This is a genomic window from Cupriavidus taiwanensis LMG 19424 (assembly GCF_000069785.1).
Classification (GTDB): Bacteria; Pseudomonadota; Gammaproteobacteria; order Burkholderiales; family Burkholderiaceae; genus Cupriavidus; species Cupriavidus taiwanensis.
Genome location: NC_010529.1, coordinates 533,145 through 557,200 on the forward strand (window position 1 = coordinate 533,145; position 24,056 = coordinate 557,200).

Sequence of the window (24,056 nt, forward strand, 5' to 3'; positions counted from 1 at the left end):
TTGTTACTCGACTTCGCCGCTGTCGGTATCGCTGACCTGAGCCTCCTGCTCCTGACTCATCGCGGCCGCAACGAGCGTCGTGGCAGTCGCCGGCGCCGCCTCCTTGCGCTCGCTGTAGCGGTCTGTCAGGTAGTCGCTGCGATCGCGCACGAGCAGCGTGAACTTGTATAGCTCCTCCATGACGTCGACCACGCGGTCATAGTAGGAGGATGACCTCATGCGGCCGTTCGCGTCGAACTCCTGGTACGCCTTGGCGACCGACGACTGGTTGGGGATCGTCACCATGCGCATCCAGCGCCCCAGCACGCGCAGAGCATTGACGGCATTGAAAGATTGCGAGCCACCGCAAACCTGCATCACAGCAAGCGTGCGTCCCTGGGTCGGGCGAATCCCGCCCATCTCCAGTGGCAGCCAGTCGATCTGGTTCTTGAAGATCGCGGTCAGCGTGCCATGCCGCTCGGGACTGCACCACACCTGGCCTTCGGACCACTCCGAGAGCTTGCGCAGTTCGGCCACCTTGGGATGGTCGGCAGGGACGCTGTCGCAGATCGGCAGGCCATGCGGGTCAAACACGCGAGTCTGCGCACCGAAGTGCTGCAGGATCCGTTCGGCTTCCTTAACGAGCAGGCGACTGTACGAGGTCTCGCGCAGTGAGCCGTAGAGCAACAGGATGCGCGGTGGGTGGGCATTGACGTGTGCCGGCTCCAGTTTGTGCAGGTCCGGGGTGTCGAGCACAGCCGGGAGGATGTTGGGCAGATCACTTGTCATGGCACCCTCCGTCCTTGCTCGTCGATCACGACCTCGCCATCTTCCTTGGTGAATGCGGCTTGTTGTGGCGAGGGCAGGATGTCGAGTACGACTTCCGAGGGCCGGCACAGCCGCACGCCCAGCTCGGTGATAACAAAGGGCCGGTTGATCAGGATCGGCTGGGCAAGCATCGCATCGAGCAACTGGTCATCCGTCAGCGCCGGATCGGACAGGCCCAGTTCGGCGTAGGGCGTGCCTTTCTCGCGGATGGCCTGGCGCACCGTGAGGCCGGCAAGCCGGATCATCTGCTGCAGCGTCTGCCGGTCCGGCGGCGTATTCAGATATTCGATGACATTCGGCTCGACGCCCGCATTGCGAATCATGGCCAGCGCATTGCGTGACGTACCGCACGCAGGGTTGTGATAGATCGTTACCGACATGCCAACTCCTTAATGTGCCTTCGCCTCATACCAGTGCTGGGACCGGTTGACGATGCTGACGACCAGCAGCATGACCGGCACCTCGATGAGCACCCCTACGACCGTGGCCAGCGCCGCTCCCGACTGGAAGCCAAAGAGGCTGATCGCGGTGGCGACCGCGAGTTCGAAGAAATTGCTGGCGCCGATCAGGCTGGACGGACCCGCCACGCAATGGGCCACGCCAAACTTGCGGTTCAGCAGGTAGGCCAGCCCCGAGTTGAAGAAGACCTGGATCAGGATCGGCACCGCGAGCAGCGCGATCACCAGCGGCTGGTCGATAATGGCCTTGTCCTGGAATGCAAACAAGAGAATCAGCGTAAGAAGCAGCGCGGTGATGGAGTAGGGCCCCAGTCGCTGCACGACACGCTGGAAGTAGGCAACGCCGTGGCCCAGCAACATCTTGCGCAGCAGTTGCGAGATGATGACCGGCACGACGATGTACAGGGCCACCGACGTGAGCAGGGTGTGCCAAGGGACAGTGATCGACGACAGGCCCAGCAGCAGCGCCACCACCGGCGCGAAGGCAACGACCATGATGGCGTCGTTCAGGGCGACCTGGGACAGCGTGAAGTACGGATCGCCCTTGCAAAGCTGGCTCCAGACAAAGACCATGGCCGTGCATGGCGCGGCGGCCAGAAGTATGAGGCCGGCCACATAGCTGTCCAGCTGGTCGGCAGGCAACAGCGGCGCGAAAAGGTGGCGCACAAAGATCCAACCGAGCAGCGCCATGGAGAACGGCTTGACCGCCCAGTTGATGAACAGCGTCACGCCGATGCCTCGCCAGTGCGATTTCACCTGGCCCAGTGCGCCAAAGTCAATCTTGATCAGCATGGGGATGATCATCACCCAGATCAGGATGCCCACTGGCAGATTGACCTGTGCGTATTCCATCCGTCCGATCGCCTGGAAGACATCCGGCAGCATTTGCCCCAGTGCGATACCAGCGACAATGCACAGCGCGACCCAGACGGTCAGATAGCGCTCGAAAAAGCTGATGGCAGGTTTGGCAGCGGGCTGGCTGGTGGCTGCTACGTTTTGGCTACTCATGTTCAGTTCCCCGCCAGACGCTGCAGCGTCCCCTGCAACTCGGCGTTGCTCATGTCCTCGATCGGGAGCAGCAGCAGTTGCAGCATCCGGTAGGCGATCGCCTGCCGGGTCAGCTCGAATGCCTGGCGCTTCTTCTCATCGCCGCCTTCCGCATTGGACGGGTCAGGGTAGCCCCAGTGCACCTTCACCGGGCTACCCGGCCAGTACGGACATTCTTCCTCGGCCGCGCTGTCGCACACCGTGATGACAACGCGCATCTGCGGCGCATCGGGGTTGACGAATTCATCCCAGCTCTTGCTGCGGAAATCGCCGACCTCGACGCCGGCGTTTGCCAGCACCTCGATCGCGAACGGGTTGATACGTCCGCTCGGGGAGCTTCCGGCGCTGTAGGCACGCACATCCCGACCGAACTGCCTGGCCAGGTGATTGAGCATGCCTTCGCTCAGAACGCTACGGGCGGAGTTGTGGGTACAGAGGATCAGTACGTTGGTCGTCATGGGGGCAAAAACTAGTTCTATTGGGAGCGCTTCAGCGCGTGCCGATGTCCCGGATGGCCTTCTGAAGCGCGATGGCGTCAAGCTTCGGCAGGGGCAGGGACAGGAACAGTTCAATACGACGCTTGAGCGAAATGACTGCGTCGTTGATGGCCTGCTGCTTCTGGGCGTCGGTGCCCTCGCAGGCGGCCGGGTCGGGGACGCCCCAATGTGCTGTCATGGGCTGGCCAGGCCAGATCGGGCAGACTTCTCCCGCGGCCTTGTCGCAGACCGTGAAGACGAAATCGAGTGTTGGTGCGCCGTCTCGGGAGAACTCATCCCAGCTCTTGCTGCGAAACCCGTTGGTCTCCATGCCGTGGCGCGCCAGCGCTGCCAGTGCGAGGGGATTGACGACACCCGTGGGGTGACTACCAGCCGAGTAGGCGCAAAAGCGCCCCTGGCCCAAATGATTCATCAGACCTTCTGACAGAATCGAGCGGGCCGAATTGCCAGTGCAGATGAAGAGGACGTGGTAGGTTTTTTCGCTCATGACGCGCCCTCAGCAGCAAGACGGCGTGGCATTGACGGCGATGCCGATCGGCTTCCCCTTCGGAGCACGCGGCGCGCAACAGGCCGATTCCTGACCGTCCGCATCGGGCTTTCGGGATTCTGCGTACACGGGCACATCGCCGAGGGTGTGGAAGTGCTCCCACGCGATGCCCTGCGGGTCCGTCAGCCAGTACTTGTCGCTACGCGCATAGCAGCACGTGGTTTCGCCTTCGTCTTGCATCGCCATGTCCGCGGCTTGGGCCCGCTGCTTCAGCTCCGCGAGTTCTGCGGCGTCGTCAGTCTGGAAGCCCAGGTGGTCAACCCCGGTTTCTGCGCCGCGCGCCGAGATGGCAAAATTCACACGGGGGTCTTCAAGCATCCATTTCGCGTAGTCGTCCTTCACCACCGACGGTTCGGCCGCGAAGAGCGCTGAATAGTAGCGAATGCTCGCAGACAGGTCTGCGACGCTGACATGTACGTGGAAGCGTTTCATGATCGGGACTCGACGGAACAGGTGGACACAGGGGAGCACGGATTGCCGCTGCAGCAGTTCTCCGTGAGGTAACCCAGCAAGGCGTTCATGGTTTCGAAATGAGCCATGTAGATGATCGAGCGGCCGGCCTGCTGGCTGGACAGCAAGCCAGCGCGGTGCAGTTCCTTCAGGTGGAACGACAACGATGACGCCGGCATTTCCATCAGTTCGGCAATCCGGCCAGCCGGCAGCCCGGCGGGCCCGGCTTGCACGAGCATCCGGAAGACAGACAGGCGTATCGGATGCGCGAGCGCGGCAAGCGATTCAAGGGCGTGATTGGTTTCCATCATTCGAATATAGTCGAATGATGGAAACCAATCAAGTGAAGTTTATGTGATGCGTTGCCTCGAATCTATGTGTCCATTAGGCAGTATGCGACCGAGGACACGTCCCGCCAGATCGGTCTCCGCCATGGCGCTGGGTGTATGAATCCACAATCACTCATGCGCGCGCGCTGTCCGAACTCAGGAGCCTATTCCTATGTGCGGATGCACTCATTGTTAGTCGCCGCAGCACAGGCACTGTTCGTCCATCGGTCTACAACTGAAGAAAAAGCGCAGGAGGGCGAGATCATGTCCACACGTGATATTCACGTATTCCACGAAATTGCCGGCTGGGCGCTATACGTTGAAGGCCAACGCGACGCGATTAGCCACTATACAACCCAGCAGAAGGCCGTTGCCGCCGGGACGGCCAAAGCGCAACGTGAACACGTTGATATTTTCGTCCACCCATGCCATGAGAGAAGAGGCACGTGGATTCGCCACATCCACGATTTGCGCGATACCGATTAGTGATCCGGCGGGTGGGGCCGACCACCGGAAGGCTGACGTGCTTCCTCGGTGGGAATTTCCGATCCCGCAGTTCGGGGTAGTCGTCCTTTTTGTGCAAAATCTTACGGTTTCCCCGCAAAGCCTTTCTTTATAAGGCGCTCCGGGCAAAGCAGACAGCTGCCTGCTGCCCTCAAGTGACTTCGGGAGTACCATGTCCGCCCGCGATTTCGGATCGTGTCACCTGGATGGGGGCGGAAGATGCCGGGCTTGGAATTTCGCTATGTGGGAAAAGACAGTTTGCCTTCTCGATTGTCGGAATTCGATGTCGAGTACTATTTCGCGCTGACCGACAGCGACGTTGCCGCAATCAACCAGAAATTTCGGCGTGCCGGCCGTGCCGGAGCCGCCATCCAGCTGGCATTTCTGCGGGCAAGTGGCCGTACCCTTGACCAACTGAACACACTCCCCCGTCAGCTCTTGCGCTACGTGGGCGAAAAGCTGGGGTTACCAACTCCGACGATCGCCTCGCTGCGCACCATCTATCAGCGATATCCGACGCTGTATGAACACCAGGTCTGGGCCTGCCAATACCTCGGCTTGACACGAATCGATGACGATCACTGGAGAGGCCTCGGAGCTTGGATGCGGCAAGATGCCGCCGAATCGCTTTCCCTTGAGGAGTTGATCCAGCACGCCCACTACTGGCTGTATGAGCGACGGATTCTGATTCCTTCGACACGAGCGCTGCTGAGCCTGGCTCGCTCAATTTGGGCGGGCATCGAGCGAGATTTGCTGCTGTCGATTGAGGCGGTCGTCCCCCTGGCGCAGATAGCAGGAGCCGAAGCTGCCGTGTTCGCCCAACATGCAACAGCGGGAACGACCGTGCTGGAATGGCTCAAGACCCCGCCAGCACGGCACAGCCCCTCAACCATGAATGAGACGCTGGCCAAGATCCGCTTCCTGAAGAGCCTCGGCGCGCATACTTGGGCGTTTGATGCCATTCCGATCGAGAAGCAGCGCGCCTGTGGCCAGCGTATCCAGGCTCGCCGTCCCGCCAAAGTCCGCGAACTGAAGACCTCCACGCGTACGATTGAGCTGGTGTTTTTCCTGCGTGTGACCTTGCTGGAGCTGACGGACGCGATGCTCTACCAAACCGGACGGCGCGTCTCCGACCTAGTTCGGCAGGCCTACAACAAGACCACGACGAAGCAAGCGCGCTCGGCGAGCGAATACCGGCAGCAAATGGTCGAGATCAAGGCCCTGGTTGACGATACCCGCCGCTCGGCCGAAGAACGGCTGGCCGACATCGGCAAGCTGCTTGAAGGCCTATCGGCCAAACCGCCGGCAAGCCACGCCGCCAGCGTGCGCGAAACGCTCACGGAAGACCACCACCGTATCCGCAACCTCGTGACTTCCTTGCGGGAGTTGGAATTTGCCAGCAACAGCACCGATCCGGCCCTGCGGCAGCTTGAGTTCATCGGTAGTCTGCACGACCAAGGCGCGACGGAATTGCCGCCCGATTGCAATGTGTCGGTGGGCGCGAGCTGGCGTGACCTGGTCGACGGCGAAGACCGTAAGCGCGCGTTGCGCGCGATGGAAGCCTGCGCGATCACGGGCCTGCGTAAGGGGCTGCGCCGCGGCACCGTGTGGATCAGCCATAGCCTGTCGTTTCGGGAACGCGATCAACTGCTGATCCCGCCCGCTCAGTGGGATTCTGAGCGCGACCGGTATCTGTCCACGCTTGACTTGCCGAACCAGGCGGACACCTACCTCAATCCCCTCATGGATCACCTGAAGGCAGGCCTCGCGGCACTGGACGAGGCCCGTGCGGCAGGCCACGTCACGATCGACACGAACGGCGTGCTGCATCTGTCGCCGCTCGAAGCGGCGGAAAGCGATGGCATCCCCACGCGCACCCGTGATCTGCTCTTCAAGGACATCGGCAGCGCGCAGTTTGCCGACATGATCCTCGAGATGGATGCCCGTACCAATTTCAGCGAAGTGCTGCTGGCACGCAACGGGGACGCGCACGAACTGATCACGCTCTACGCCGCGCTGCTCGCCCATGGCACCGAGCTCGACGCCAAGGGTGTCGCCGCCATGATTCCGAAGCTCGATCCGGCGCACGTCTCCACCGCGATGCGCGCGCTTGAGATGCCCGGGCGGCTGCGCCGAGCGAACGAACGGGTAGTGGAATTCCAGCGCACGCACCCGATCACCGAGTTATGGGGGACCGGTCAACAGGCGTCCAGCGATTCGATGAGCCTGGACACCTCGCGACACTTGTTCTATGCCCGCGCCGATCCTCGACGTCGCACTCATGCCGTCGGGATCTATACGCACGTGCTGGACCAGCACGGAATCGTCTATAACCAGCCCATGGTGCTCAACGAACGCCAGGCCGGCGTGGCCATTGAAGGGGTCATGCGCCACAATGAGACCCGCAGCGACGGCGGGCTGCTCCGGCTCGCGGTCGATACCCATGGATACACGAGCGTTGGGATGGCGGTGTCCAAATTGCTCGGCTTTGATCTATGCCCATGGCTGCGCAATCTGTCGGAGCGCAAGCTGTATTTGCCGCGCGGTCTGCAGGTAACGGATGGACTGTCGGCCGCCGTCTCGCCCGAGATCTCGCTCAAGGCAATCCGCGACGGCTGGGATGGCTTGCTGCGCCTAATCGCCTCCATCCACTCGGGCCGGGTGAGTGCAATCGTCGCGCTGCAGCGGTTCGGCAGCGCCGCCCAAGGCGACCCTATTCATCGGGCAGCTGATCATCTGGGCAAGATGCTGCGCACACTCTTCTTGTGCGATTTTTTCAGCAACATCGAGTTTCGTCGGGAGCTGCGCACGCTGCTCAACCGGGGGGAGTCGGTGCACCAGCTCCAGCGTGCCATTTACTCGAGCAAGGTACACCATGATCGCGGGCGCCGTCAGGACGAAATGATCGCGATTTCCGGATCGCTGACGCTGCTGACGAATCTGGTGATTGCCTGGAACACCCAGCGCATGCAAACGACGGCCGATGCTTGGCGCCGCAAGGGGCAACGGATTGAAGATGACTGGCTGCGCCGCATGGGGCCCGCACATTTCGCGCATGTGAATTTCCGGGGCATCATGAGCTTTCCGATCCACCTGTATCAAGACAGCCTGCTTGAGGTGGCACCGCAGCGGCGTGCGGTGTAGCAAGAAGAACGGACCCTCCGGAGCCAGACTGATCAGCTCCAGTGAGTATCGGTCAGCGGATCGTGCAACGTCACCTCAATGAAGCAATTGCAGAGGTCCGCGTTTTCGTGCATGTCCGCGAGCAGCACCTCGATGGCTTTCTCCAGCTCCGGCCCTGCGGTGAACGGCATGACGATTTCATAGCGGGGGCGGCGCTGCTCGAAGACGCGCATCTGGTACTGGGACAGGCAGAACTGCTCGATCCAGCGGCGCGCCTTCGACTTGCCGCGCACGAATTTGCTGTTGCGCTCGATGTATAGGTCAACCGTCAACCGCGTTTCAGGCACGGGCTTGGGCGGAACCGTGGGACGTCGCTCGGGCGGCGGCGCCGACGGTAGGGTGGCTGGTGGCGGTGCCAGCGCTGCTTCGATACGGTGCTGCGCGAATGGGTCTGCCGCGTCGATGTAGCGCATGGCCGAGCGGACATCCTTCCAGCCGACGTATTCCATCAGCATCTTGAGGTCCCACTGGTTCGCGTTTGCCCAGGTGGCAAAGCCGCGCCGCAGCGAGTGGCTGCTGTAGCGGTCCGCCTGCAGCAGCCCCGCATCCTGGAACAGCTTGCGCAGCAAGGGCACGACGCTGCTGGCTTGCAGCCCCGCTTCGGCGATCCGTCCCCAGCGATCGATCCGCCGAAACACAGGGCCCGCTGCCAAGCCTGACGCGGCCAACCAAGCCACATAGGCAGCCACCGGGCAGAGGCGCGACAAGGCAGGCGCCTTGTGCGTCGTGCCGGCGTGGTTGCGGTCCGTCTTGGTGTGCGGCAGGAAGATCGTCATGCCCCGGCCGGGCTCGACGGTGATGTGCTCGATCTGCAGCCGGCTCAATTCGTCCGACCGGAAGCCCCGCCAGAAGCCAATCAGCACCAGGGCCTTGTTGCGCGCCAGGACCTGGAGGTGGTGGTCATTGCCTGTCATCGAGGCCGCAGCAATTTGGGCGTCGAGCCACACCACCAGTTGCTCGAACTGAGCGAGCTGCAGCGGCTTGGCGCGCCGCTCTTGTGCGGGGTGCAATGCCTGGATGCCCTTGAGCACCTTCCGCACGTGTGGCGCCCGGTTCGGATCTGGGAAGCCTTGCGAGACGTGCCATTGTGCGATTGCAGCCAGGCGCTGACGCAGGGTGTTGATAGATAGCGTCTGCGCGTGCTCGGCCAGGTAACGCGCGATGCTGTCGGCGCTAGCCGCAGAAAACCACCCCATTCGACCTCGAAATGACGAATGGCTGCCTGGTAGCTTCGCCGCGTGTTGTCGCGGGTGGCGGCTTCCAGGTATCGGTCGACGTCGTGCATGGCCAAGGGGAGCAAATAGCGATGGTGCGGATGCGTATTGTCGCGCTTGTCTGGCCTCCATGACCATTTCGGAATCCTCTTGTGCGTTTCGCCACCTCGAATCGCTCCACGTCCGGGGCTATTCGTGAGGAGCTGCAGGGCGCTCTGCGCCGCCCAGCTGCCTGAACTTCTCCGTGATCGGGTCCGTATGGCGCCGTAGATCGCGAGCAGGTGTGCGGGCGCACGATCTTGCCGGTAAGGGGCATTCGTCAAGAGTTGCCCAGGTGCAACAACGCCCGGGCCGGTCGAGACCGCGGAAGGTTGCCCAGAGGCTGTGAGCCATTTCGTACTAGCGGGCCGGTTGGAGAGCCTCTCGCCAGGGCCTCACACGTGATAATCTGCCATTATCACCTGTCAAAAATCGACGAGAATCCGCTTGCTTGACGGCTCCATTTGGTATGTATATACATAGTACGTAATACGGTATCAAATTATAGGAGCACCATGGCCCGTGCCGGTCTAAGCCGTCTGGATGTCAAACGCGCCCGCGATTCGTTGATGGCCCAGGGGCAGCATCCGTCGATCGATGCAATACGTATCGCGCTGGGCAATACCGGCTCGAAAACGACGATTCACCGCTATCTCAAGGAACTGGAAGAAGAGGAAGGCGGGGCGCTCCAGCGGGCCGGCTCGACCTCCGATGCCATCCTGGATCTGGTAGGCAGGCTGGCGGCACGGCTGCACGAAGAAGCGCAGGCAGTGGTCGACCAGCAGGTCGCGGCCGCCACCGCACAGCGGCAGCAGGTCCGAGCGGAAGCCGACAAGCTGTCCGCTGATCTCGTCGCACTTCGCGCCGAACTGGCGCAGGCGCATGCCACCGTTGCCGAAGTGCGGGCCGCGCACAGCGACACGCAGACGGCGCTGCAGCAGCGGGCCCTGGAGGCCGAACGGCTGGCGCAGCAGGTCCAGGATCTCACCGAACGGCTGGCCGAACACGAAGGCTTCCGGCGCTCGCTGGAGGAGAAGCTGCAGCACGCACACCAAGCACTGGAACACTTCCGCAACGCCAGCAAAGAGCAGCGCGATCAGGAGGCACGCCGGCACGAGCAGCAGGTCCAACAACTGCAGGCAGAAACCCGGCAAGCCAATCAGGCGCTGATCGTCAAGCAGGGGGAGATCACGCAACTGAACAAGGACGGCGCACGGCTGGTCGCGGAGATTGCCGCCTCGGCCAAACGCAGCCGCGGCCTGGAGACGCAGGCGGAACAGGCACATGCCGGGCTGAACCAAGCTCGCGTCGATCAAGCCCGTGCGGAAGCCGAACGCGATGCCCTGCGCTCCGCGGTCCAGCAGCAAGCGGACGAGCTAACCGCCGAGCGTGCCGCGCGCGAGCGCCTGGCCGGCGAGTTGGCCAAGGTCACCGGACGGCTCGACGCCCAGCAGCAGTTGCTGGCCGACTATCGGACACAGCTCGGCGTGGCTGGTCCGGCAGCTTGAATGCGTAAGGTTTTGCACAAAAAGGATGGCTCTTGCGAAATCGGCGGATTTTCAACCCATTGATTCACAAGGAAAATCTGGAGGAAACCGTAAGATTTTGCACGAAAAGGACGACTACCCCGTGCAGGCGGAGCTGGCGGCCGAACGCCAGGCGCACGCTGCCACGCAGGCCCGGCTCGAGGCGGGGCGAACGGAACTGGAGGCGGGCCGACGCCAGCTGGACGCCTTGCGCACCCAATTCTCGACGGAGCTGGAGCGCGCCCGCGAGGCGGTGACGCTCGCGCAGGAACGCGCCGAGGCCAGCGAGCGGCGCAGCTTGCGCGAACTGGACCAGGAGCGCACCGCGCGCCAGAAGAGCGAGCGCACGGCCGAAGACCTGCGCGCGGAACTGGCGGCGGCGCGCAGCGAGGCCCGTGATGTGGCCGTGGCGCAGGCGGAGAGCCGCGCCAAGCTGGAAGCGCAGGCCGCGGCGCTGGCCGACCGACTCGCAGAGGCCGAGCAGGCGCAGCGCCAGGCGGCGGGCGATCTTGATGCCATGCAGGCGGAGCTCGCCGCAGCGCAGCGCCGGGCCGAGCGGGCCGAAGCGGAAGCCGCGCTCGCGCGTCAGTTGCTGGCCACCCTGCGCGTCGCGCCGCGCGAACGCGACGGCGGTGGCGGTGGTGGAAGGCGGCGCAAGGGCGGCCGTTCGGCGGCGACCGCGCCGGAAGCGCAGGGCGACGGTCAGGGGGACGCTCAGCAGGATGAACTGGGCGAAGCGCAGGGTGAAGAGCGGGGCGACGCGCCGGGGGCGGCGCCCCCCAACCATCAGGACGAAGGCAACGACAGCAGTGACGGCAGCGATGACAGCAAAGACTGAGCGGGCGGACGCGAATCCGCTGGATCCAGGCGCAGAGGGGCGTAGGCGAGAAGCGAATGACACGCAAGAGACAAGGTCTCACCGTCCATGGGATTAGGAAGCGTCTGCACGGGCAGTGGCTTCAATGAAGGAGAACAAATTGGCCCCAGAGCAAGAAGTTGAACCCCGTGTCGCGAGCAATGCGACGGACGGACTCGGTCAGATGGAGCTTCCCATCGCTGAGGCGATGCGCGACGCGGATCCCGCCATGGGTGAAGCCAGTGGTGCAGGCGTCGGTCGTGGCAGCGTTGACACGCAGGCCCAACGCTTGGACTTCTGGTCGACAAGCCGGGATAGCGGCCCGACGGCGACCGTGTCCTATCGGCGCCGGCGGTCTTACGCCCCCCCGGACGCTTCAACGGAAGACGTGGCACCGGAAGCATCGAGGGAAGCTGCCGCCTCGGCAGCGTTGACGGAATCCGACGCGCCGGAAGCGCCCATGGAAGCCATGTCCTCGGCAGCGACCACGGAAGCCGTGGCCGAAGCTCCGGTTGAAGTCCTGGCCACGGACGAACCGATGGAAGCTGCCGCCCAGGACGAACTGACCGAAACGGCCGCCCCGGTAGCACCGCTTGACGCCCCAGCTCCGGAAGCTGCGCCGGAAGAGACGCGGGCCCCTAAGCGCGGTCAGAAGCCGAAAGCGCTCACCGAAACTGCCGCTCCGGAAGCTGCGCCGGAAGAGACGCGGGCCCCGAAGCGCGCTCGGAAGCCGAAAGCGCTCACCGAAACTGCCGCTCCGGCAGCTGCGCCGGAAGAGACACGGGCCCCGCAGCGCGCTCGGAAGCCGAAAGCGCTCGCCGAAACTGCCGCTCCGGAAGCAGCGCCGGCAGAGAGGCGGGCCCCGAAGCGCGCTCGGAAGCCGAAAACCCTAGCCGAAGTTGCCGGTCCGGAAGTCACGACTCAAGAGACCCCATCCCGGAAGCGCGGGCCGAAGCAGATAACTCTGCCTGGAGCGCCGACTCAGAAGCCGCAAACCCGGAAGTCGCGACAGGAGCAAAAAACGCCTACCGCAACCCAAAGCCCGTCCCAATCCTCACTGCTCGCTCAACTGGCATCTGTCAATGCGCAACTTGAGCAGTTGCGAGCCACGGAAGTGCCAAAGGTCGTAGAGGAGATTCGGCAGTGGATGCAGGAGTACGACCTCAGCATTGAGGACATTGCGGGCAAGCCCAGTGTTGCGCCCGCTGCCCGCGCTGCTCCGACCAAGACGAAGGCCGCGCCGCCTCCGAGGTACCGCAACCCGAAGACGGGCCAGACCTGGTCGGGGCGCGGTCGGGCTCCCGCGTGGATTGGCAAGAAGCGCGAGCGTTTCCTAATCGATCTCTTGTCCTGAACGACAGGTTGGCGGGCGCGGCCGGTCCGCCCATTCCGACTCGCAAACTCGGCAGGCCGGAAGTTCGGCGGCCACTGTGCAGGAAGCCCAAGGGGAAGAGCCGGGCAACGAGCCAGGGCCGGCGGCGCTGGCCTAACAACCAGGACGATGGCAACGACAGCAGTGACGGCAGCGATGACAGCAAAAACTGAGCGGGCGGACGCGATCCGCTGGATCCAGGCGCAGATGGACGACTACGGGCTCACCCTCGAAGAGCTCGACGCGGCGGGGTGCTTCGCGCCACCGCCCCCGCCACCGGCCGCACCGCCGCCGCCGGTGGTCTGCTACCGCAACGCGGAAGGGCTGACCTGGGATGGGCAGGGCGAGATGCCGTCGTGGCTCAAGCGCGCGGTCAATGCGGGGCAATCGGTGGAGTTTTACCGGGTCGGGTCCTTGTAGCGCCCCATGCAATCGGCCTTGACGCTGCCGGCAGGACGCGTAGAATCTGGACCGTTGGGTGCTGCAAGGTTCCCGATAATGGTTGTGAACCTTCTTCTTGAAGGCCTTCTGGACGGCGGTTCGATTCCGCCCAGGTCCACCAGAAGCGCATTGCACGGATAGTGCGCTTCTGATGGGCCTGACCTGGTTTCGACAGGGGGAGATAGGGTCGTGAGGCAACTCGTCAGAGAAGACGTTAAAACTAAATCGAAGTAAATGCTAACGACGAAAAGTTCGCATTGGCCGCCTAATAGCCGCCTTGGGTTGTAACTGACCTCGAAACAGAAAAGTTACTGACAAGGGCTCCTTCGGGGGCCGTTGTTCATTTGAGGGCTTGGCATCGATGGCAGCATGGGGTCATCGTACTTTCCATGCAAAAAGTGGCGGTAGCAGACAGCAGAGCCGCCCGCAGCAAGGTTTCTCGGCGCAATCAATCACACACCGACCGAGCATTGTAAGTTCTTGATAAGAAAGGGCTTTCTGGAGCATACCGCCAGAAAATGCACGGAAAGTACAACTACCCCATAAGTGGCGATAGACTATCTCGTTGAACGTGCCACATGGGGTGAGGATGAACCAAGGCGAAAACGCGAGCGAACGAGACGTTGAGGGATTGGACGAGGGCTCCGGCGATGGATGGGGCGAATACCCTTTAGATGCGGTATTCGTTCGGACGGAGACTCGCTCCGTTTCCGAGGTCGTCAAGCGCATACAAAATCAACGCTACGTTCTTGATCCGGACTTTCAGCGAGATTTCGTGTGGCCAAATCCGAAGCAGTCCAAGCTAATCGAGAGTTGCGTGATGCGCATCCCTCTCCCCGTTTTCTATGTTGCGGAAGCTCTGGACGGTCGGATAATCGTTGTCGATGGCCTGCAACGTCTGACCACCTTCGCTCGTTTTCTAGGTGACGAGTTGAAGTTGACTGGTTTAGCGAGCGACAACGTAGGACTAGGTGCTCACGTGCTCGAGGGAAAGTACTTCAAAGACTTGCCTCTCAACTTGCAGGAACGTGTTCAGGATACGCAGCTCACTATGTATATCTTGGATGCAAAAGCCCCCGAGCGAGCGCGACTCGACATCTTCGAACGGGTGAACAGTGGTGAACCGCTTACGCGTCAGCAGATGCGAAATGCGCTTTATAACGGACCGGCGACCCAATGGCTTAAGCAAGCGGCCGAAAGCGACGCGTTTCGCTCCGCGACGGGCCAGTCTCTCAATGCGAAAACCATGCGCGATCGGGAGGCTATCAATCGGTTCTGTGCCTTCAAACTTCTTGGCCGGAAACAATACACTGCTGGAGACATGGATCGGTTTCTTGCCGAAGGGCTAAGAGCACTTACACGTCTTAGTCAAGCAGAGAGGGAAGAACTTTTATTCTCCTTCGAGAGAGTCATGGCCTTGAACCGAGCCTTATTCAGCGACCATGCGTTTCGTAAATCCCTCGCGTCGCAAAACCCAGGCGCCGGGCGCAGTGTCATTAATATCTCCCTGTTCGAAGTATGCTCCGTCACGATGTCTGATGATGGCTTTTCGAATCTCGAATCGCGGCACGACGCCCTACGTGAAGCCATCGTTGACCTTGTCCGAGACGAAGAATTTGCACGCGCAATTACCTATTCGACCAACAGCACTGCAGCTGTTCAAAAGCGTTTCGAGGCAATGGAATCCACTCTCTCGAAGGTGGCGCAAAAATGATTAAGACGCTCGATATCGAGAATTTCAAGTGCTTCTCAAGTCTGCGCTTGCGTTTCGGCGCTTTAACTCTGCTGACTGGCTTCAATGCTGGCGGAAAATCAAGTGCCGTCCAGCCGCTGCTCCTCTTGGCGCAAGCTTTGCGGACATCGGCATCAGCACAAAAGTTACCTTTGAATGGTCCAATTGTGCATTTAGGCACCGTTGGTGATGTACTGCCGGCGAATGCTTCTGGATCAAGTTTGGCTTTCAAGGTTGCAGGCGTGGAACACGAGGTCACGTGGACGACCTCGGCTCGCGCGAGTGAAAGACATCTCGAGGTGACTGAATCACGCATTTGCGATGTTGCCGGTTCAACGAATACGCCGCCTACCGAAGCCATTAAGGAGCCCTCGACTGAGGTTTGCCGTTCGATTACAGGGCTTTCCTACCTGAGCGCCGTGCGCGATGGCCTTACCGACGCTTACCCCATGCCCGAATCTGATGAGGAAGTGACAGATGTGGGCGCTGACGGTAGGTTTGCTCCGTACTGGTACGATCGGTATGTTGACGATGAAGTGCAAGTTGCGCGTCGACATCCTGGCGAGCCTGCGAGTTCCCTTCGCAAACAGGTTGACGCTTGGTTAGCTACGCTCTTTCCTCACGCACAAGCTAATGTCCATCACGTCCCCCAGGTATCACTGGAAAGCCTGCAGTTTCGCATTTCCGATTTTGGAGCCTGGCGGAGACCCGCCAACGTCGGCTACGGATTTACCTACGCTTTCCCTATTCTCATTGCTCTGCTAGCAGCTAACGATGGGCAAATGATAGTGATTGACAGTCCGGAGGCTCACCTGCATCCATTTGCCCAGTCGCAAATGGGCCGACTGCTCGCCCACTTCGCAGCTGCCGGCTTACAAGTTGTAGTAGAGACCCACAGCGACCACCTGCTGAACGGTGTGCGCCTCGCCGTGAAAGAAGGCCTGCTTCCACCGGATGAATTATGCGTCCACTTTTTTAGTGGAACGACAGAGACCGGACACGGGGTACTAACGCTAGCTGTCGATAATGAAGGTCGCATCGCCAGTTGGCCAGAAGGATTTTTTGACCAGTCTGAAAAAGACTTGGCTCGGCTCTCAGGTTGGGAGTGAGGATGCGCTGGTATATCAATGATGCTTCTTTGCAAGGCCAATACAATGACGTACCTGAATTCCTCGCACTGCTACAGGGTCTCTTATCCTCAAGAAGCAGATTCGCTGTACTGAAGTCCGCCCTACACACTACACGAGCTCTCCCCCATCGAAATGTGACGGTCAGCCAGACACTTCGTGAAGTCTTGGCGGCGACAAACCTAGCCGATCTGCGCAGGGCCGTGTTGATATGGCTTGATCGGACAGGGCCGTTCTTGGATGACGATCGCCAGCCTGAACCGGAAGATTATTTTGAGTGTCTGGGTGTCGACGTTACTAACACCGGCTTGGGGGAAGCGACGAGGCGCATCAAAGCAGGTAATGAAGCTACTGCGTTTAGTTTTCCGGGTGGTGTGATCGAGTTTGGGAGATCACCGCTTCCAGTGGATCATGGCATTGCGGAAGACCGTCGAGGGACTTACGAAGTCGAAAACCTCTGGGCGCTTGATAGCCTCGCGACTTCCGCCATGAACGCTGGAGTGGAGCCGACCAACTGGCAACAGCTTGTAGTGGCTGCGCGCGAGAGATTTCCCAGACTGCACATTCCCAATAGTCTCTATGAGAATAGTGTACTTGCCAAGGAACCCTTTGAGGCACCGATACGGGACCGAGCAATGGCACTCTTCAAACACCTTGATGACTATATGGCCGGGCGTATGCCTGATGGCTCAGAAGGCCCCAACGCTCGCGCTATTGTCGATCAGTTCTTCACTGGGGATAGAGCTCTATTCTCGGGGGAATCACCTACAAATAAACGCACATTCAAGCAAGAGATGACCTTTCCCGATCCGGACGATGCAAGCAAGGAGATATTTGCACACTGGCATGGGAAAATCAGCCACCGCTATTTCCGATTGCATTTCGAATGGCCGGTTGCAGTCGATGCAACGAGGCTGAAAATCCTCTATCTGGGGCCCAAGATCACGAAGGACTGACCCCCTTACAGCCATTTCGATCTGGCAGGCCGCGAACGAGGCCGCCACCGGGGAGCTCGCCACGCTGCGCGCCGAGGCGCGGCAATCCATCGAGGTAACCCAGGCGGCGCTGGCGGCGGAGCGGCAGGCGCACGCCGCGACCCAGGCCTGGCTCGAGGCCGGCCGCACGGAACTGGAGGCGGGCCGGCGGCAGCTGGAGGCATTGCGCACCCAATTCTCGACGGTGCTGGAGCGGGCGCGCGAGCAGGTGACCATTGCCCAGGAACGCGCGGCAGAAGAGCGAGCGCGCGACGGAGGAGTTGCGCACAGAACTGGCGGCGGCGCGCCACGAGGCGCGCGACGCCGCGGTGGCGCAGGCCGCGGCGCTGGCCGACCGGCTCGCGGCCACCGAGCAGGCGCAGCGCCAGTCAGCCGGCGACCTGGACACCGGTGCAGGCGGCGCTGGCCGCAGCACGGGGCCGGGCCGAGCGCGCCGAAGCCGACGCGGCGCTCGCGCGCCAGCTGCTGGCAGAATTGCGCCTGGCGCCGCGCGAGCGCGACTGCGGGGTTGGACGGCGGCGCAAGACCGGCGGCGCGCGGCGCCGACCACGACGGAAGCACAGGGCGAAGAGCAGGGGGCGCCGGCGCGGCCCGGCCACCCGGATGACGGCAGCGACAGTACCGATAGCAGCGATGACCACGAAAACTGAGCGGGCGGAGGCGATCTGCTGGATCCAGGCGCAGATGGCCGACTACGGCTTGACCATGGAGGAACTGGGGGCGGCGGGGTGCTTTGATCCGCCGCCGCCCCCTCCGTCCCCTGCGGCGGCGCCGGTCTGCTACCGCAACGCGGAAGGGCTGACCTGGGACGGGCAGGGCGAGATGCCGTCGTGGCTAAAGCGGGCGGTCAATGCCGGGCAGAGCGTGGAGTTTTTCCGGGTAGGATAAGGCGCGCCTCTTGTTGATGCGGTTAGACAGCACGAAGCTCAACGCCATGATCGAGGAGGGGGAGCGCTTGATCAACCCAGACGAAATACACGCGCCCGGGTCGGGCGACGAGCTTGTTTATCCGCCCGCATTGACGTTGCATGGCGGTACCGAAGCGATGCTGACTTTCGCCCTGGACGGCATGGGCGTCCTGCGCCACGTCGATGCGGTACCAAACGGCAAGCAATGTGGTTGCGTCTGCCCCGCCTGCAACGAGCCACTGATCGCCCGCCATGGGGCCGTGCGGGCTCACTCGTTCGCGCACGACTCCGGTGCGGAATGTCGGTGGGCACACGAGACTGTGCTTCATCACCTGGCCAAGGTACTGATTGCACAACGAGGGGAGTTTGCGGTACCGGGCGTTGACGTGGTGGTTGAGCGCCAGGGCCCGGTGATTCCGATTCGGGCCAGGGGATCACTGCCGGGACGGACTATCTATCCGCAATCGGTCGCCTTGGAGCACTTGCTCTTTGACGTGCGGCCCGACGTGGTGATCACCTATGGTGACCGGCTGCTGCTCGTCGAGATTGCCGTGACCCATAAGGTTGGGCAGTCGAAGCTCGCCCGCCTGCAAGAACTCGGTCATGCCGCGGTCGAGATCGATCTGAGTCGCCAGCGACCGTCGACGGTTGGCGAACTGGCGGCGGTGCTATTCCGGAATGATCCTCGCAAGAAGTGGCTGGTGAATCGAAAGCAGGACGAGCTCCGCGCACGTCTGGAAGCCCAATGCGAAGCAGATTATCAGAAGCACCTCGAGGAGACGCGGGCTTTCGAGGCAAGAGTCGCAGCGTGGCGGTCCAAAGAAGACTGTGTTGCCAATAGCTTCAAGGAGCAGACTGCCGAGCCGCTGCGCGTAGCAGAACCATCATTGGCAGCGCGTACCTCTTTGCCGGGCGTGCGGTACGCGGTTAGCGGAGGCGCGCTCGTCTTGTACAACGGGGCTGACAATTGTCTCCGGATCGCTATCGAGGGACAGCCGGAGGCGTTACGCGATGCCGTTGAACAGTTGAGCTTTGGTTCCGACGCAGTCGGCTATGCCATGACGAAATCGGCATGGGCTCGCCTGATGAGCGAGCAAGGTCATCGGTTTGGCACCATTACCAACGACTATGAACCACCCAGTGAGGGGACGGCGTGAATGAGATGCCAGTGGCATAGGGCTTCGTCGGCGAGGTTAAGGTCATAATCCTTGGTCTGGCCCGCCAAGGGCCCAACGTGCATGCGGTGGGCCTTGTGGCCTGTTCGGGCACGCCGCAGTCCTAGTCATTCACCAACAGCTCCGGGGAGTGTTCCGCGGGTGGGGGCCCGGCGTGATGAAGTCATAGACCAACGCCTGACCACGACGCCGCGCTGCAGGCTGACCTGGCCGCTGATGTGGCGGAACTGCGCAGCCGCTTTCCCGAGACCCGCGCGCTGTACCGCGAGGTCTGCGGGCTGCTGTTCTTCCGTTATGGCGTCACGCCCACCGCCAACAAGCCCTACAGCCTGGTACGCAAGGGCAGCATGGGCACGCCGGCCGAGGTGCTGCAGGCGTTCTGGCAGGAGCTGCGCGGGCGCACGCGCGTGACCATCGACCACCCCGACCTGCCGGATGCATTGAAGGACATCGCGGCCGGGGCGGTCCGGACCATCTGGCAGGCGGCCAACGAGGCCGCCACCGGGGAGCTCGCCACGCTGCGCGCCGAGGCGCGCGCGGCCGCCAGCGCCGCCGAGGCCGAGCGCGCCGCGGCGCGGCAATCCATCGAGGAAACCCAGGCGGCACTGGCCGCCGAGCGGCAGGCGCACGCCGCGACGCAGGCCCGGCTCGACGCGGGCCGCGCCGAACTGGAGGTTGGCCGGCGTCAGCTGGAGGCATTGCGCACCCAATTCTCGACCGAGCTCGAGCGCGCCCGCGAACAGGTGGCCATCGCGCAGGAACGGGCCGAGGCCAGCGAGCGGCGCGCGTTGCGCGCGAACTGGACCAGGAGCGCCGCACGGCAGAAGAGCGAGCGCGCGGCCGAAGACCTGCGTACGGAACTGGCAGCGGCGCGCCACGAGGCGCGCGACGCCGCGGTGGCGCAGGCCGAGGCCCGCGCCCGGCTCGAGGCCCAGGCCGCGGCGCTCACCGACCGGCTCGCGGCCGCCGAGCAGGCGCAGCGCCAGTCAGCCGGCGAGCGGGACACCGTGCAGGCGAAACTGGCCGCGGTGCAGCGCCGGGCCGAGCGCGCCGAAGCCGAAGCGGCGCTCGCGCGCCAGCTGCTGGCAGAATTGCGCCCGGCGCCGCGCGAGCGCGACGGCGGTGGGGGACGGCGGCGCAAGACCGGCGGCCCGGCGCCGACCGCGCCGGAAGCCCAGAACGAAGAGCAGGGGGCGCCGGCGCGGCCCGGCCACCCGGATGACGGTAACGACAGCAGCGACGGCAACGATGGCAACGAACACTGAGCGGGCGGCCGCGATCCGCTGGATCCAGGCGCAGATGGCCGACTATGGGCTGACCCTGGAGGCACTGCAGGCGGCGGGGTGCTTTGAACCGCCGCCGCCCCCTCCGCCACCTGCGGCGCCGCCGGTCTGCTACCGCAATGCCGAAGGGCTGACCTGGGACGGGCAGGGCGAGATGCCGTCGTGGCTCAAGCGGGCGGTCAATGCCGGGCAGAGCGTGGAGTTTTTCAGGGTCGGATAAGAGCCATCAAGGACAAAGCTGGGTACCGGAGTGCTGAAATATTTCAGCAAAATCAGAGGCTTGCCCAGGATGTGGCGGCTTTTTACGAATCCCGGGCGACCCTCAAGTACGCAACCGGTCGTTTTCGGACAGTCGTTCCCCCGTCACGTCAGGATCGTTGGGACAAGCATAAGCAGGCGGTATGGGCTCGATACCGCAGAAGGCAATGCTTAGGGCAATGGCGTGTCGTGATGTATCCTCTTGAACTTTATCGACATTCTTAGGGTACCGGCGATGGGGGGGAGTCTTTCTACGGATGACGTACTGACAGTTTCGGAAGTGGCTGAGTACCTCAAAGTCAACGAACGCACCGTCTATCGCCTCGCTGCGGCAAAGAAGATCCCGGCATTCAAGGTCGGGACCGCCTGGCGATTTAAGCGCGCGGAGCTGGATGCCTGGATTACGGCTCAGAGCCAGCCCCCAACAAAAGAGTAACGCCCGTGATTACTGCCTATCACGCCAAGTACTTCGCCAGCGAGCTGAGCCGCCGCTACTCCGCGGCGGACTCTGAGAAGCTCGCCGGAACGCTTCTTGACGCCCAGGTCGACCTTAACCCGCACCAGCTCGAGGCGGCGCTTTTCGCGTTCAGGTCCCCCCTCTCGAAGGGCGCGATTCTTGCGGACGAAGTCGGCCTTGGAAAAACAATAGAAGCGGGGCTCGTGCTTGCCCAGAAATGGGCAGAAGGCAAGCGACGGATCTTAATCGTAACGCCCGCGAATCTTCGCAAGCAGTGGACGCAGGAGATGGCGGAAAAGTTCTTCCTGCCTACAGTGATCCTCGAGGCAAAGAACTACCTTCAGCTCCAAAAGTCCGGGGTACGACGCCCGTTCGAGCAGCCTTCGATGGTGGTCTGTTCATACCAGTTCGCAGCGAAGCACGCCGAGGAACTAATGACGACCCGGTGGGACTTGGTGATCATGGACGAGGCCCACCGACTTCGGAATGTCTACCGACCCGACAACAAGATCGGCAATACCCTGAAGCGGGCATTGGCTAACGCACCGAAGCTCCTGCTCACCGCGACTCCGCTCCAGAACTCTCTCCTCGAGCTTTATGGACTTGTGAGCATCATTGACGACTACGCCTTCGGCGACGCAAGGAGCTTCAGGACTCAGTTTGCCCGGCTTAACGGCGACGGGAATTTCAACGAGCTGAAGGCGAGGCTTAAGCCCGTCTGCCACCGTACTCTCCGCCGGCAGGTACTCGAGTACATCCGGTACACGAACCGGATTCCGATCACAGAGGAGTTCGTCCCGTCCGACGTCGAACACACCCTCTACGAGATGGTTTCAGACTACCTACGGCGCCCCTCCCTATACGCTCTTCCGAGTTCGCAGCGACAACTGATGACGCTGATCCTCCGCAAGCTGCTCGCGTCGTCGACCTTCGCCATTGCTGGCGCCTTGGAGTCCCTCGCCAACAAACTCCGCAAACAGCTCCCTGGCAACGCGTCCGCCGCCCGGTCCGGCGACGGCATTGAGGACGACTTCGAGGAGTTCGAGGAATATGCCGACGAATGGGGTGCGGACGCCCAGCCAGAACCGCTTACCGCGGAAGACGTGGCATCAATTGACGAGGAGATAGCGTCGCTCGAGGAGTTTCGGGCCCTCGCGGTCTCAATCTCGGAGAATGCGAAGGGCATGGCGCTTCTGAAAGCGCTCCGCGCAGGCTTCGAGAAAGCTAGAGAGCTCGGGGCGGCCGAGAAGACCATCGTTTTCACGGAGTCGCGGCGAACGCAGGACTACCTGGTGTGCCTGCTTACGGAGAATGGGTACGCCGGTAAGCTGGTGCTGTTCAACGGGTCGAACTCCGACAAGAAGTCGAAAGCCATCTATGCCGAATGGGTGGAGGCGAATAAAGGGACTGACAAGGTCACCGGCTCCCGCACCGCTGACATTCGTGCAGCGCTTGTGGACTATTTCCGCGATCACGCGACAGTCATGATCGCGACGGAGGCAGCGGCCGAAGGCATCAACCTACAGTTCTGCTCGATGGTGGTGAACTACGACCTCCCTTGGAACCCTCAGCGGATTGAGCAGCGAATCGGCCGATGTCACCGGTACGGGCAGCGTTACGACGTCGTAGTGGTCAATTTTCTGAACAGGAAGAACGAAGCCGACCGGCGGGTCTTTGAGCTCCTCTCTGAGAAGTTTCGGCTGTTCTCCGGCGTCTTCGGTGCAAGCGACGAGGTTCTCGGCGCAATTGAATCGGGAGTCGAATTCGAGAAGCGCATCGTCGCTATCTACCAGAACTGCCGTACCCCCGCGGAGATCGAAGGCAATTTCCGACAGCTCCAGGAAGAAATGGATGCGCACATCATCTCGACGATGGAGGACACACGGCAGAAGCTCCTCGAGAACTTCGACGCGGAGGTCCATGACCGCCTGAGGGTCAACTTGGACGAAAGCCGGTCTTACATCAATAGGCATGAATCGATGCTCTGGGCGCTAACGCGCCGCGAGCTCGAGGACAAGGCTGACTTCGACGCGGAAGAGCTCCGTTTCCGGCTTCTGGCCAACCCATTTCCAGAGCAAGCGATCCCCGTCGGCGCATATGCACTCGCAAAGGACCCGGGGAAAGCACACCGGTACCGGATCGGGCATCCGTTGGCCCAGGCGGTGATTGCCTCCGCGGCCGGGCGCCCCCTTCCTGAGGCCACGATCGAGTTCGTCTATTCGGACCAAGCGAGGAAAGCGGCCAGCATCGAGCCTTTTGTCGGGATGTCCGGCTACCTCCTCGCGACGAAGCTATCAATCTATGGGGCGGACGCCCAAGACCATATCATCTTGACGGCCATGACTGACGGCGGATTGGCTGTCCCGGAAGACACAGTCCGAAGGTTTCTTGAAATCCCCGCGGAGATCGTCCGAACCGTAGAGATCGACGGCGACGCAACGGTTCGCGACGCTGCCAATCGCCGGAAGAATGAGATCCTCGAAGGGCTCGCGGCCCAGCAGGCGGTCTGGTTCGATGAGGAAATGGAGAAGCTCAACGGCTGGGCAGAGGACAAGCGCCGAGGGCTCAAGGCGGAGCTCAAGGACTATGACGACCGGATCAACGAGCTCAAGAAGCAGGCGCGCTGTGCCCCGACGCTTCCTGAGAAGCTCGAGGTCCAGAAGAAACTGCGAGACCTCGACAAGAAGCGCGACGAAGCCTGGCGCGAATATGACGGTGCTGCCAAAGACGTCGAGTGGCACAAGGACGAACTTCTCGACCAAATCGAGGATCAGCTCCGGCAGACGGCGGCGGAAGAGGTCCTTTTCTGCGTGCGTTGGACGGTCAGGTGATCCGCCCTCCGAATTGAAGA

The 24,056-nt window shown here is 62.1% G+C and carries 22 protein-coding genes, 1 other RNA gene and 2 pseudogenes; 17 read left to right on the forward strand and 8 right to left on the reverse strand.

Annotation, left to right across the window (positions count from 1 at the left end; genetic code table 11):
• Positions 1–3: 3 nt before the first annotated feature.
• The 7 genes from arsH to RALTA_RS28725 are packed head-to-tail and all read right to left on the reverse strand — an operon-like array spanning position 4 to position 4,114.
• On the reverse strand, positions 4–768 hold the full coding sequence (arsH, locus tag RALTA_RS28695; RefSeq protein WP_012354845.1) for an arsenical resistance protein ArsH: 765 nt from the start codon (positions 766–768) through the stop codon (positions 4–6).
• Positions 765–1,187 (reverse strand): arsenate reductase (glutaredoxin), encoded by a 423-nt coding sequence (arsC, locus tag RALTA_RS28700; RefSeq protein ID WP_012354846.1) that lies wholly within the window; start codon positions 1,185–1,187, stop codon positions 765–767. The genes arsH and arsC overlap by 4 nt, the downstream gene beginning before the upstream one ends.
• A gap of 9 nt (positions 1,188–1,196) precedes the next feature.
• The gene (gene arsB, locus RALTA_RS28705; RefSeq protein WP_012354847.1) at positions 1,197–2,273 is read right to left on the reverse strand and encodes an ACR3 family arsenite efflux transporter; all 1,077 of its coding nucleotides are present in this window, start codon (positions 2,271–2,273) and stop codon (positions 1,197–1,199) included.
• A 2-nt stretch (positions 2,274–2,275) separates the two neighbouring features.
• Positions 2,276–2,770 carry an arsenate reductase ArsC gene (locus tag RALTA_RS28710; protein ID WP_012354848.1) on the reverse strand — a complete coding sequence of 165 codons (495 nt, stop codon included), beginning with the start codon at positions 2,768–2,770 and terminating at the stop codon, positions 2,276–2,278.
• Positions 2,771–2,801: 31 nt separating this feature from the next.
• Positions 2,802–3,296 (reverse strand): arsenate reductase ArsC, encoded by a 495-nt coding sequence (locus RALTA_RS28715; protein WP_012354849.1) that lies wholly within the window; start codon positions 3,294–3,296, stop codon positions 2,802–2,804.
• A gap of 9 nt (positions 3,297–3,305) precedes the next feature.
• Positions 3,306–3,788 carry an ArsI/CadI family heavy metal resistance metalloenzyme gene (locus RALTA_RS28720; RefSeq protein ID WP_012354850.1) on the reverse strand — a complete coding sequence of 161 codons (483 nt, stop codon included), beginning with the start codon at positions 3,786–3,788 and terminating at the stop codon, positions 3,306–3,308.
• Positions 3,785–4,114 (reverse strand): ArsR/SmtB family transcription factor, encoded by a 330-nt coding sequence (locus RALTA_RS28725; RefSeq protein WP_012354851.1) that lies wholly within the window; start codon positions 4,112–4,114, stop codon positions 3,785–3,787. Before RALTA_RS28725 ends, RALTA_RS28720 begins: the two co-directional genes overlap by 4 nt.
• A 138-nt stretch (positions 4,115–4,252) precedes the next feature.
• Here RALTA_RS28725 and RALTA_RS28730 point away from each other — a divergent pair, with 138 nt between their 5' ends.
• Together RALTA_RS28730 and RALTA_RS28735 are read left to right on the forward strand one after the other, a co-directional pair.
• Positions 4,253–4,621, forward strand: coding sequence for a DUF2188 domain-containing protein (locus tag RALTA_RS28730; protein WP_116311654.1), 369 nt, complete (start codon positions 4,253–4,255; stop codon positions 4,619–4,621).
• A 237-nt stretch (positions 4,622–4,858) separates the two neighbouring features.
• A complete protein-coding gene (locus tag RALTA_RS28735) occupies positions 4,859–7,783 on the forward strand; it encodes a Tn3 family transposase (RefSeq protein WP_012354506.1) in 2,925 nt (974 codons plus the stop codon).
• 32 nt (positions 7,784–7,815) lie between these two features.
• On the opposite strand, the gene RALTA_RS28740 is transcribed toward RALTA_RS28735, so the two are convergent.
• Positions 7,816–9,018 carry a site-specific integrase gene (locus RALTA_RS28740; RefSeq protein ID WP_240619770.1) on the reverse strand — a complete coding sequence of 401 codons (1,203 nt, stop codon included), beginning with the start codon at positions 9,016–9,018 and terminating at the stop codon, positions 7,816–7,818.
• Positions 9,019–9,590: 572 nt separating this feature from the next.
• Here RALTA_RS28740 and RALTA_RS28745 point away from each other — a divergent pair.
• The 15 genes and pseudogenes from RALTA_RS28745 to RALTA_RS28810 all read left to right on the forward strand — a co-directional run bounded on the left by RALTA_RS28745 (position 9,591) and on the right by RALTA_RS28810 (position 24,036).
• Positions 9,591–10,583, forward strand: coding sequence for a DNA-binding protein (locus RALTA_RS28745; RefSeq protein ID WP_012354504.1), 993 nt, complete (start codon positions 9,591–9,593; stop codon positions 10,581–10,583).
• Positions 10,584–10,704: 121 nt separating this feature from the next.
• Positions 10,705–11,439: pseudogene (locus RALTA_RS28750) on the forward strand (hypothetical protein); the annotation flags it as partial.
• 124 nt (positions 11,440–11,563) lie between these two features.
• Positions 11,564–12,811 (forward strand): H-NS histone family protein, encoded by a 1,248-nt coding sequence (locus RALTA_RS30090; protein ID WP_012354854.1) that lies wholly within the window; start codon positions 11,564–11,566, stop codon positions 12,809–12,811.
• Positions 12,812–12,985: 174 nt separating this feature from the next.
• On the forward strand, positions 12,986–13,249 hold the full coding sequence (locus tag RALTA_RS28765) for an H-NS histone family protein (RefSeq protein WP_018003838.1): 264 nt from the start codon (positions 12,986–12,988) through the stop codon (positions 13,247–13,249).
• Between the two features lie 4 nt (positions 13,250–13,253).
• Positions 13,254–13,613: a transfer-messenger RNA gene (gene ssrA / locus RALTA_RS30095) on the forward strand.
• 246 nt (positions 13,614–13,859) lie between these two features.
• The gene (locus RALTA_RS28770; RefSeq protein WP_012354856.1) at positions 13,860–14,984 is read left to right on the forward strand and encodes a DUF262 domain-containing protein; all 1,125 of its coding nucleotides are present in this window, start codon (positions 13,860–13,862) and stop codon (positions 14,982–14,984) included.
• Positions 14,981–16,111: an AAA family ATPase gene (locus tag RALTA_RS30950; protein WP_012354857.1), complete on the forward strand. Its 1,131-nt coding sequence runs from the start codon at positions 14,981–14,983 to the stop codon at positions 16,109–16,111. Before RALTA_RS28770 ends, RALTA_RS30950 begins: the two co-directional genes overlap by 4 nt.
• A 254-nt stretch (positions 16,112–16,365) precedes the next feature.
• A complete protein-coding gene (locus RALTA_RS30105; protein WP_145987457.1) occupies positions 16,366–17,085 on the forward strand; it encodes an SET domain-containing protein in 720 nt (239 codons plus the stop codon).
• Between the two features lie 16 nt (positions 17,086–17,101).
• A pseudogene (locus RALTA_RS28780) lies at positions 17,102–17,774 on the forward strand (DNA-binding protein); the annotation flags it as partial.
• Positions 17,758–18,012 carry an H-NS histone family protein gene (locus RALTA_RS28785; RefSeq protein WP_012354860.1) on the forward strand — a complete coding sequence of 85 codons (255 nt, stop codon included), beginning with the start codon at positions 17,758–17,760 and terminating at the stop codon, positions 18,010–18,012. The pseudogene RALTA_RS28780 and the gene RALTA_RS28785, both read left to right, overlap by 17 nt.
• 67 nt (positions 18,013–18,079) lie before the next feature.
• The gene (locus tag RALTA_RS28790; protein WP_240074691.1) at positions 18,080–19,189 is read left to right on the forward strand and encodes a competence protein CoiA family protein; all 1,110 of its coding nucleotides are present in this window, start codon (positions 18,080–18,082) and stop codon (positions 19,187–19,189) included.
• A 236-nt stretch (positions 19,190–19,425) separates the two neighbouring features.
• On the forward strand, positions 19,426–20,472 hold the full coding sequence (locus tag RALTA_RS28795; protein ID WP_012354862.1) for a DNA-binding protein: 1,047 nt from the start codon (positions 19,426–19,428) through the stop codon (positions 20,470–20,472).
• Positions 20,456–20,710, forward strand: coding sequence for an H-NS family nucleoid-associated regulatory protein (locus tag RALTA_RS28800; RefSeq protein WP_012354863.1), 255 nt, complete (start codon positions 20,456–20,458; stop codon positions 20,708–20,710). The genes RALTA_RS28795 and RALTA_RS28800 overlap by 17 nt, the downstream gene beginning before the upstream one ends.
• A gap of 273 nt (positions 20,711–20,983) precedes the next feature.
• Positions 20,984–21,184, forward strand: a complete 201-nt coding sequence (gene mads1 / locus RALTA_RS28805; protein ID WP_012354864.1) for a methylation-associated defense system helix-turn-helix domain-containing protein MAD1 — start codon at positions 20,984–20,986, stop codon at positions 21,182–21,184.
• 5 nt (positions 21,185–21,189) lie between these two features.
• A complete protein-coding gene (locus RALTA_RS28810; protein WP_012354865.1) occupies positions 21,190–24,036 on the forward strand; it encodes an SNF2-related protein in 2,847 nt (948 codons plus the stop codon).
• The last annotated feature ends 20 nt before the right edge of the window (positions 24,037–24,056 follow it).

Coding starts and splice junctions, on each gene's coding strand:
- RALTA_RS28800 (WP_012354863.1), top strand. CDS start 20,456: ATGGCAACGAACACTGAGCGGGCGGCCGCGATCCGCTGGATCCAGGCG.
- RALTA_RS28730 (WP_116311654.1), top strand. CDS start 4,253: ATGAATCCACAATCACTCATGCGCGCGCGCTGTCCGAACTCAGGAGCC.
- RALTA_RS28735 (WP_012354506.1), top strand. CDS start 4,859: ATGCCGGGCTTGGAATTTCGCTATGTGGGAAAAGACAGTTTGCCTTCT.
- RALTA_RS28765 (WP_018003838.1), top strand. CDS start 12,986: ATGACAGCAAAAACTGAGCGGGCGGACGCGATCCGCTGGATCCAGGCG.
- RALTA_RS28710 (WP_012354848.1), bottom strand. CDS start 2,770: ATGACGACCAACGTACTGATCCTCTGTACCCACAACTCCGCCCGTAGC.
- RALTA_RS28740 (WP_240619770.1), bottom strand. CDS start 9,018: ATGGGGTGGTTTTCTGCGGCTAGCGCCGACAGCATCGCGCGTTACCTG.
- arsC (WP_012354846.1), bottom strand. CDS start 1,187: ATGTCGGTAACGATCTATCACAACCCTGCGTGCGGTACGTCACGCAAT.
- RALTA_RS28745 (WP_012354504.1), top strand. CDS start 9,591: ATGGCCCGTGCCGGTCTAAGCCGTCTGGATGTCAAACGCGCCCGCGAT.
- RALTA_RS28770 (WP_012354856.1), top strand. CDS start 13,860: ATGAACCAAGGCGAAAACGCGAGCGAACGAGACGTTGAGGGATTGGAC.
- RALTA_RS28720 (WP_012354850.1), bottom strand. CDS start 3,788: ATGAAACGCTTCCACGTACATGTCAGCGTCGCAGACCTGTCTGCGAGC.
- RALTA_RS28715 (WP_012354849.1), bottom strand. CDS start 3,296: ATGAGCGAAAAAACCTACCACGTCCTCTTCATCTGCACTGGCAATTCG.
- RALTA_RS28725 (WP_012354851.1), bottom strand. CDS start 4,114: ATGGAAACCAATCACGCCCTTGAATCGCTTGCCGCGCTCGCGCATCCG.
- RALTA_RS30090 (WP_012354854.1), top strand. CDS start 11,564: ATGAAGGAGAACAAATTGGCCCCAGAGCAAGAAGTTGAACCCCGTGTC.
- arsB (WP_012354847.1), bottom strand. CDS start 2,273: ATGAGTAGCCAAAACGTAGCAGCCACCAGCCAGCCCGCTGCCAAACCT.
- RALTA_RS30950 (WP_012354857.1), top strand. CDS start 14,981: ATGATTAAGACGCTCGATATCGAGAATTTCAAGTGCTTCTCAAGTCTG.
- RALTA_RS28785 (WP_012354860.1), top strand. CDS start 17,758: ATGACCACGAAAACTGAGCGGGCGGAGGCGATCTGCTGGATCCAGGCG.
- arsH (WP_012354845.1), bottom strand. CDS start 768: ATGACAAGTGATCTGCCCAACATCCTCCCGGCTGTGCTCGACACCCCG.
- mads1 (WP_012354864.1), top strand. CDS start 20,984: ATGGGGGGGAGTCTTTCTACGGATGACGTACTGACAGTTTCGGAAGTG.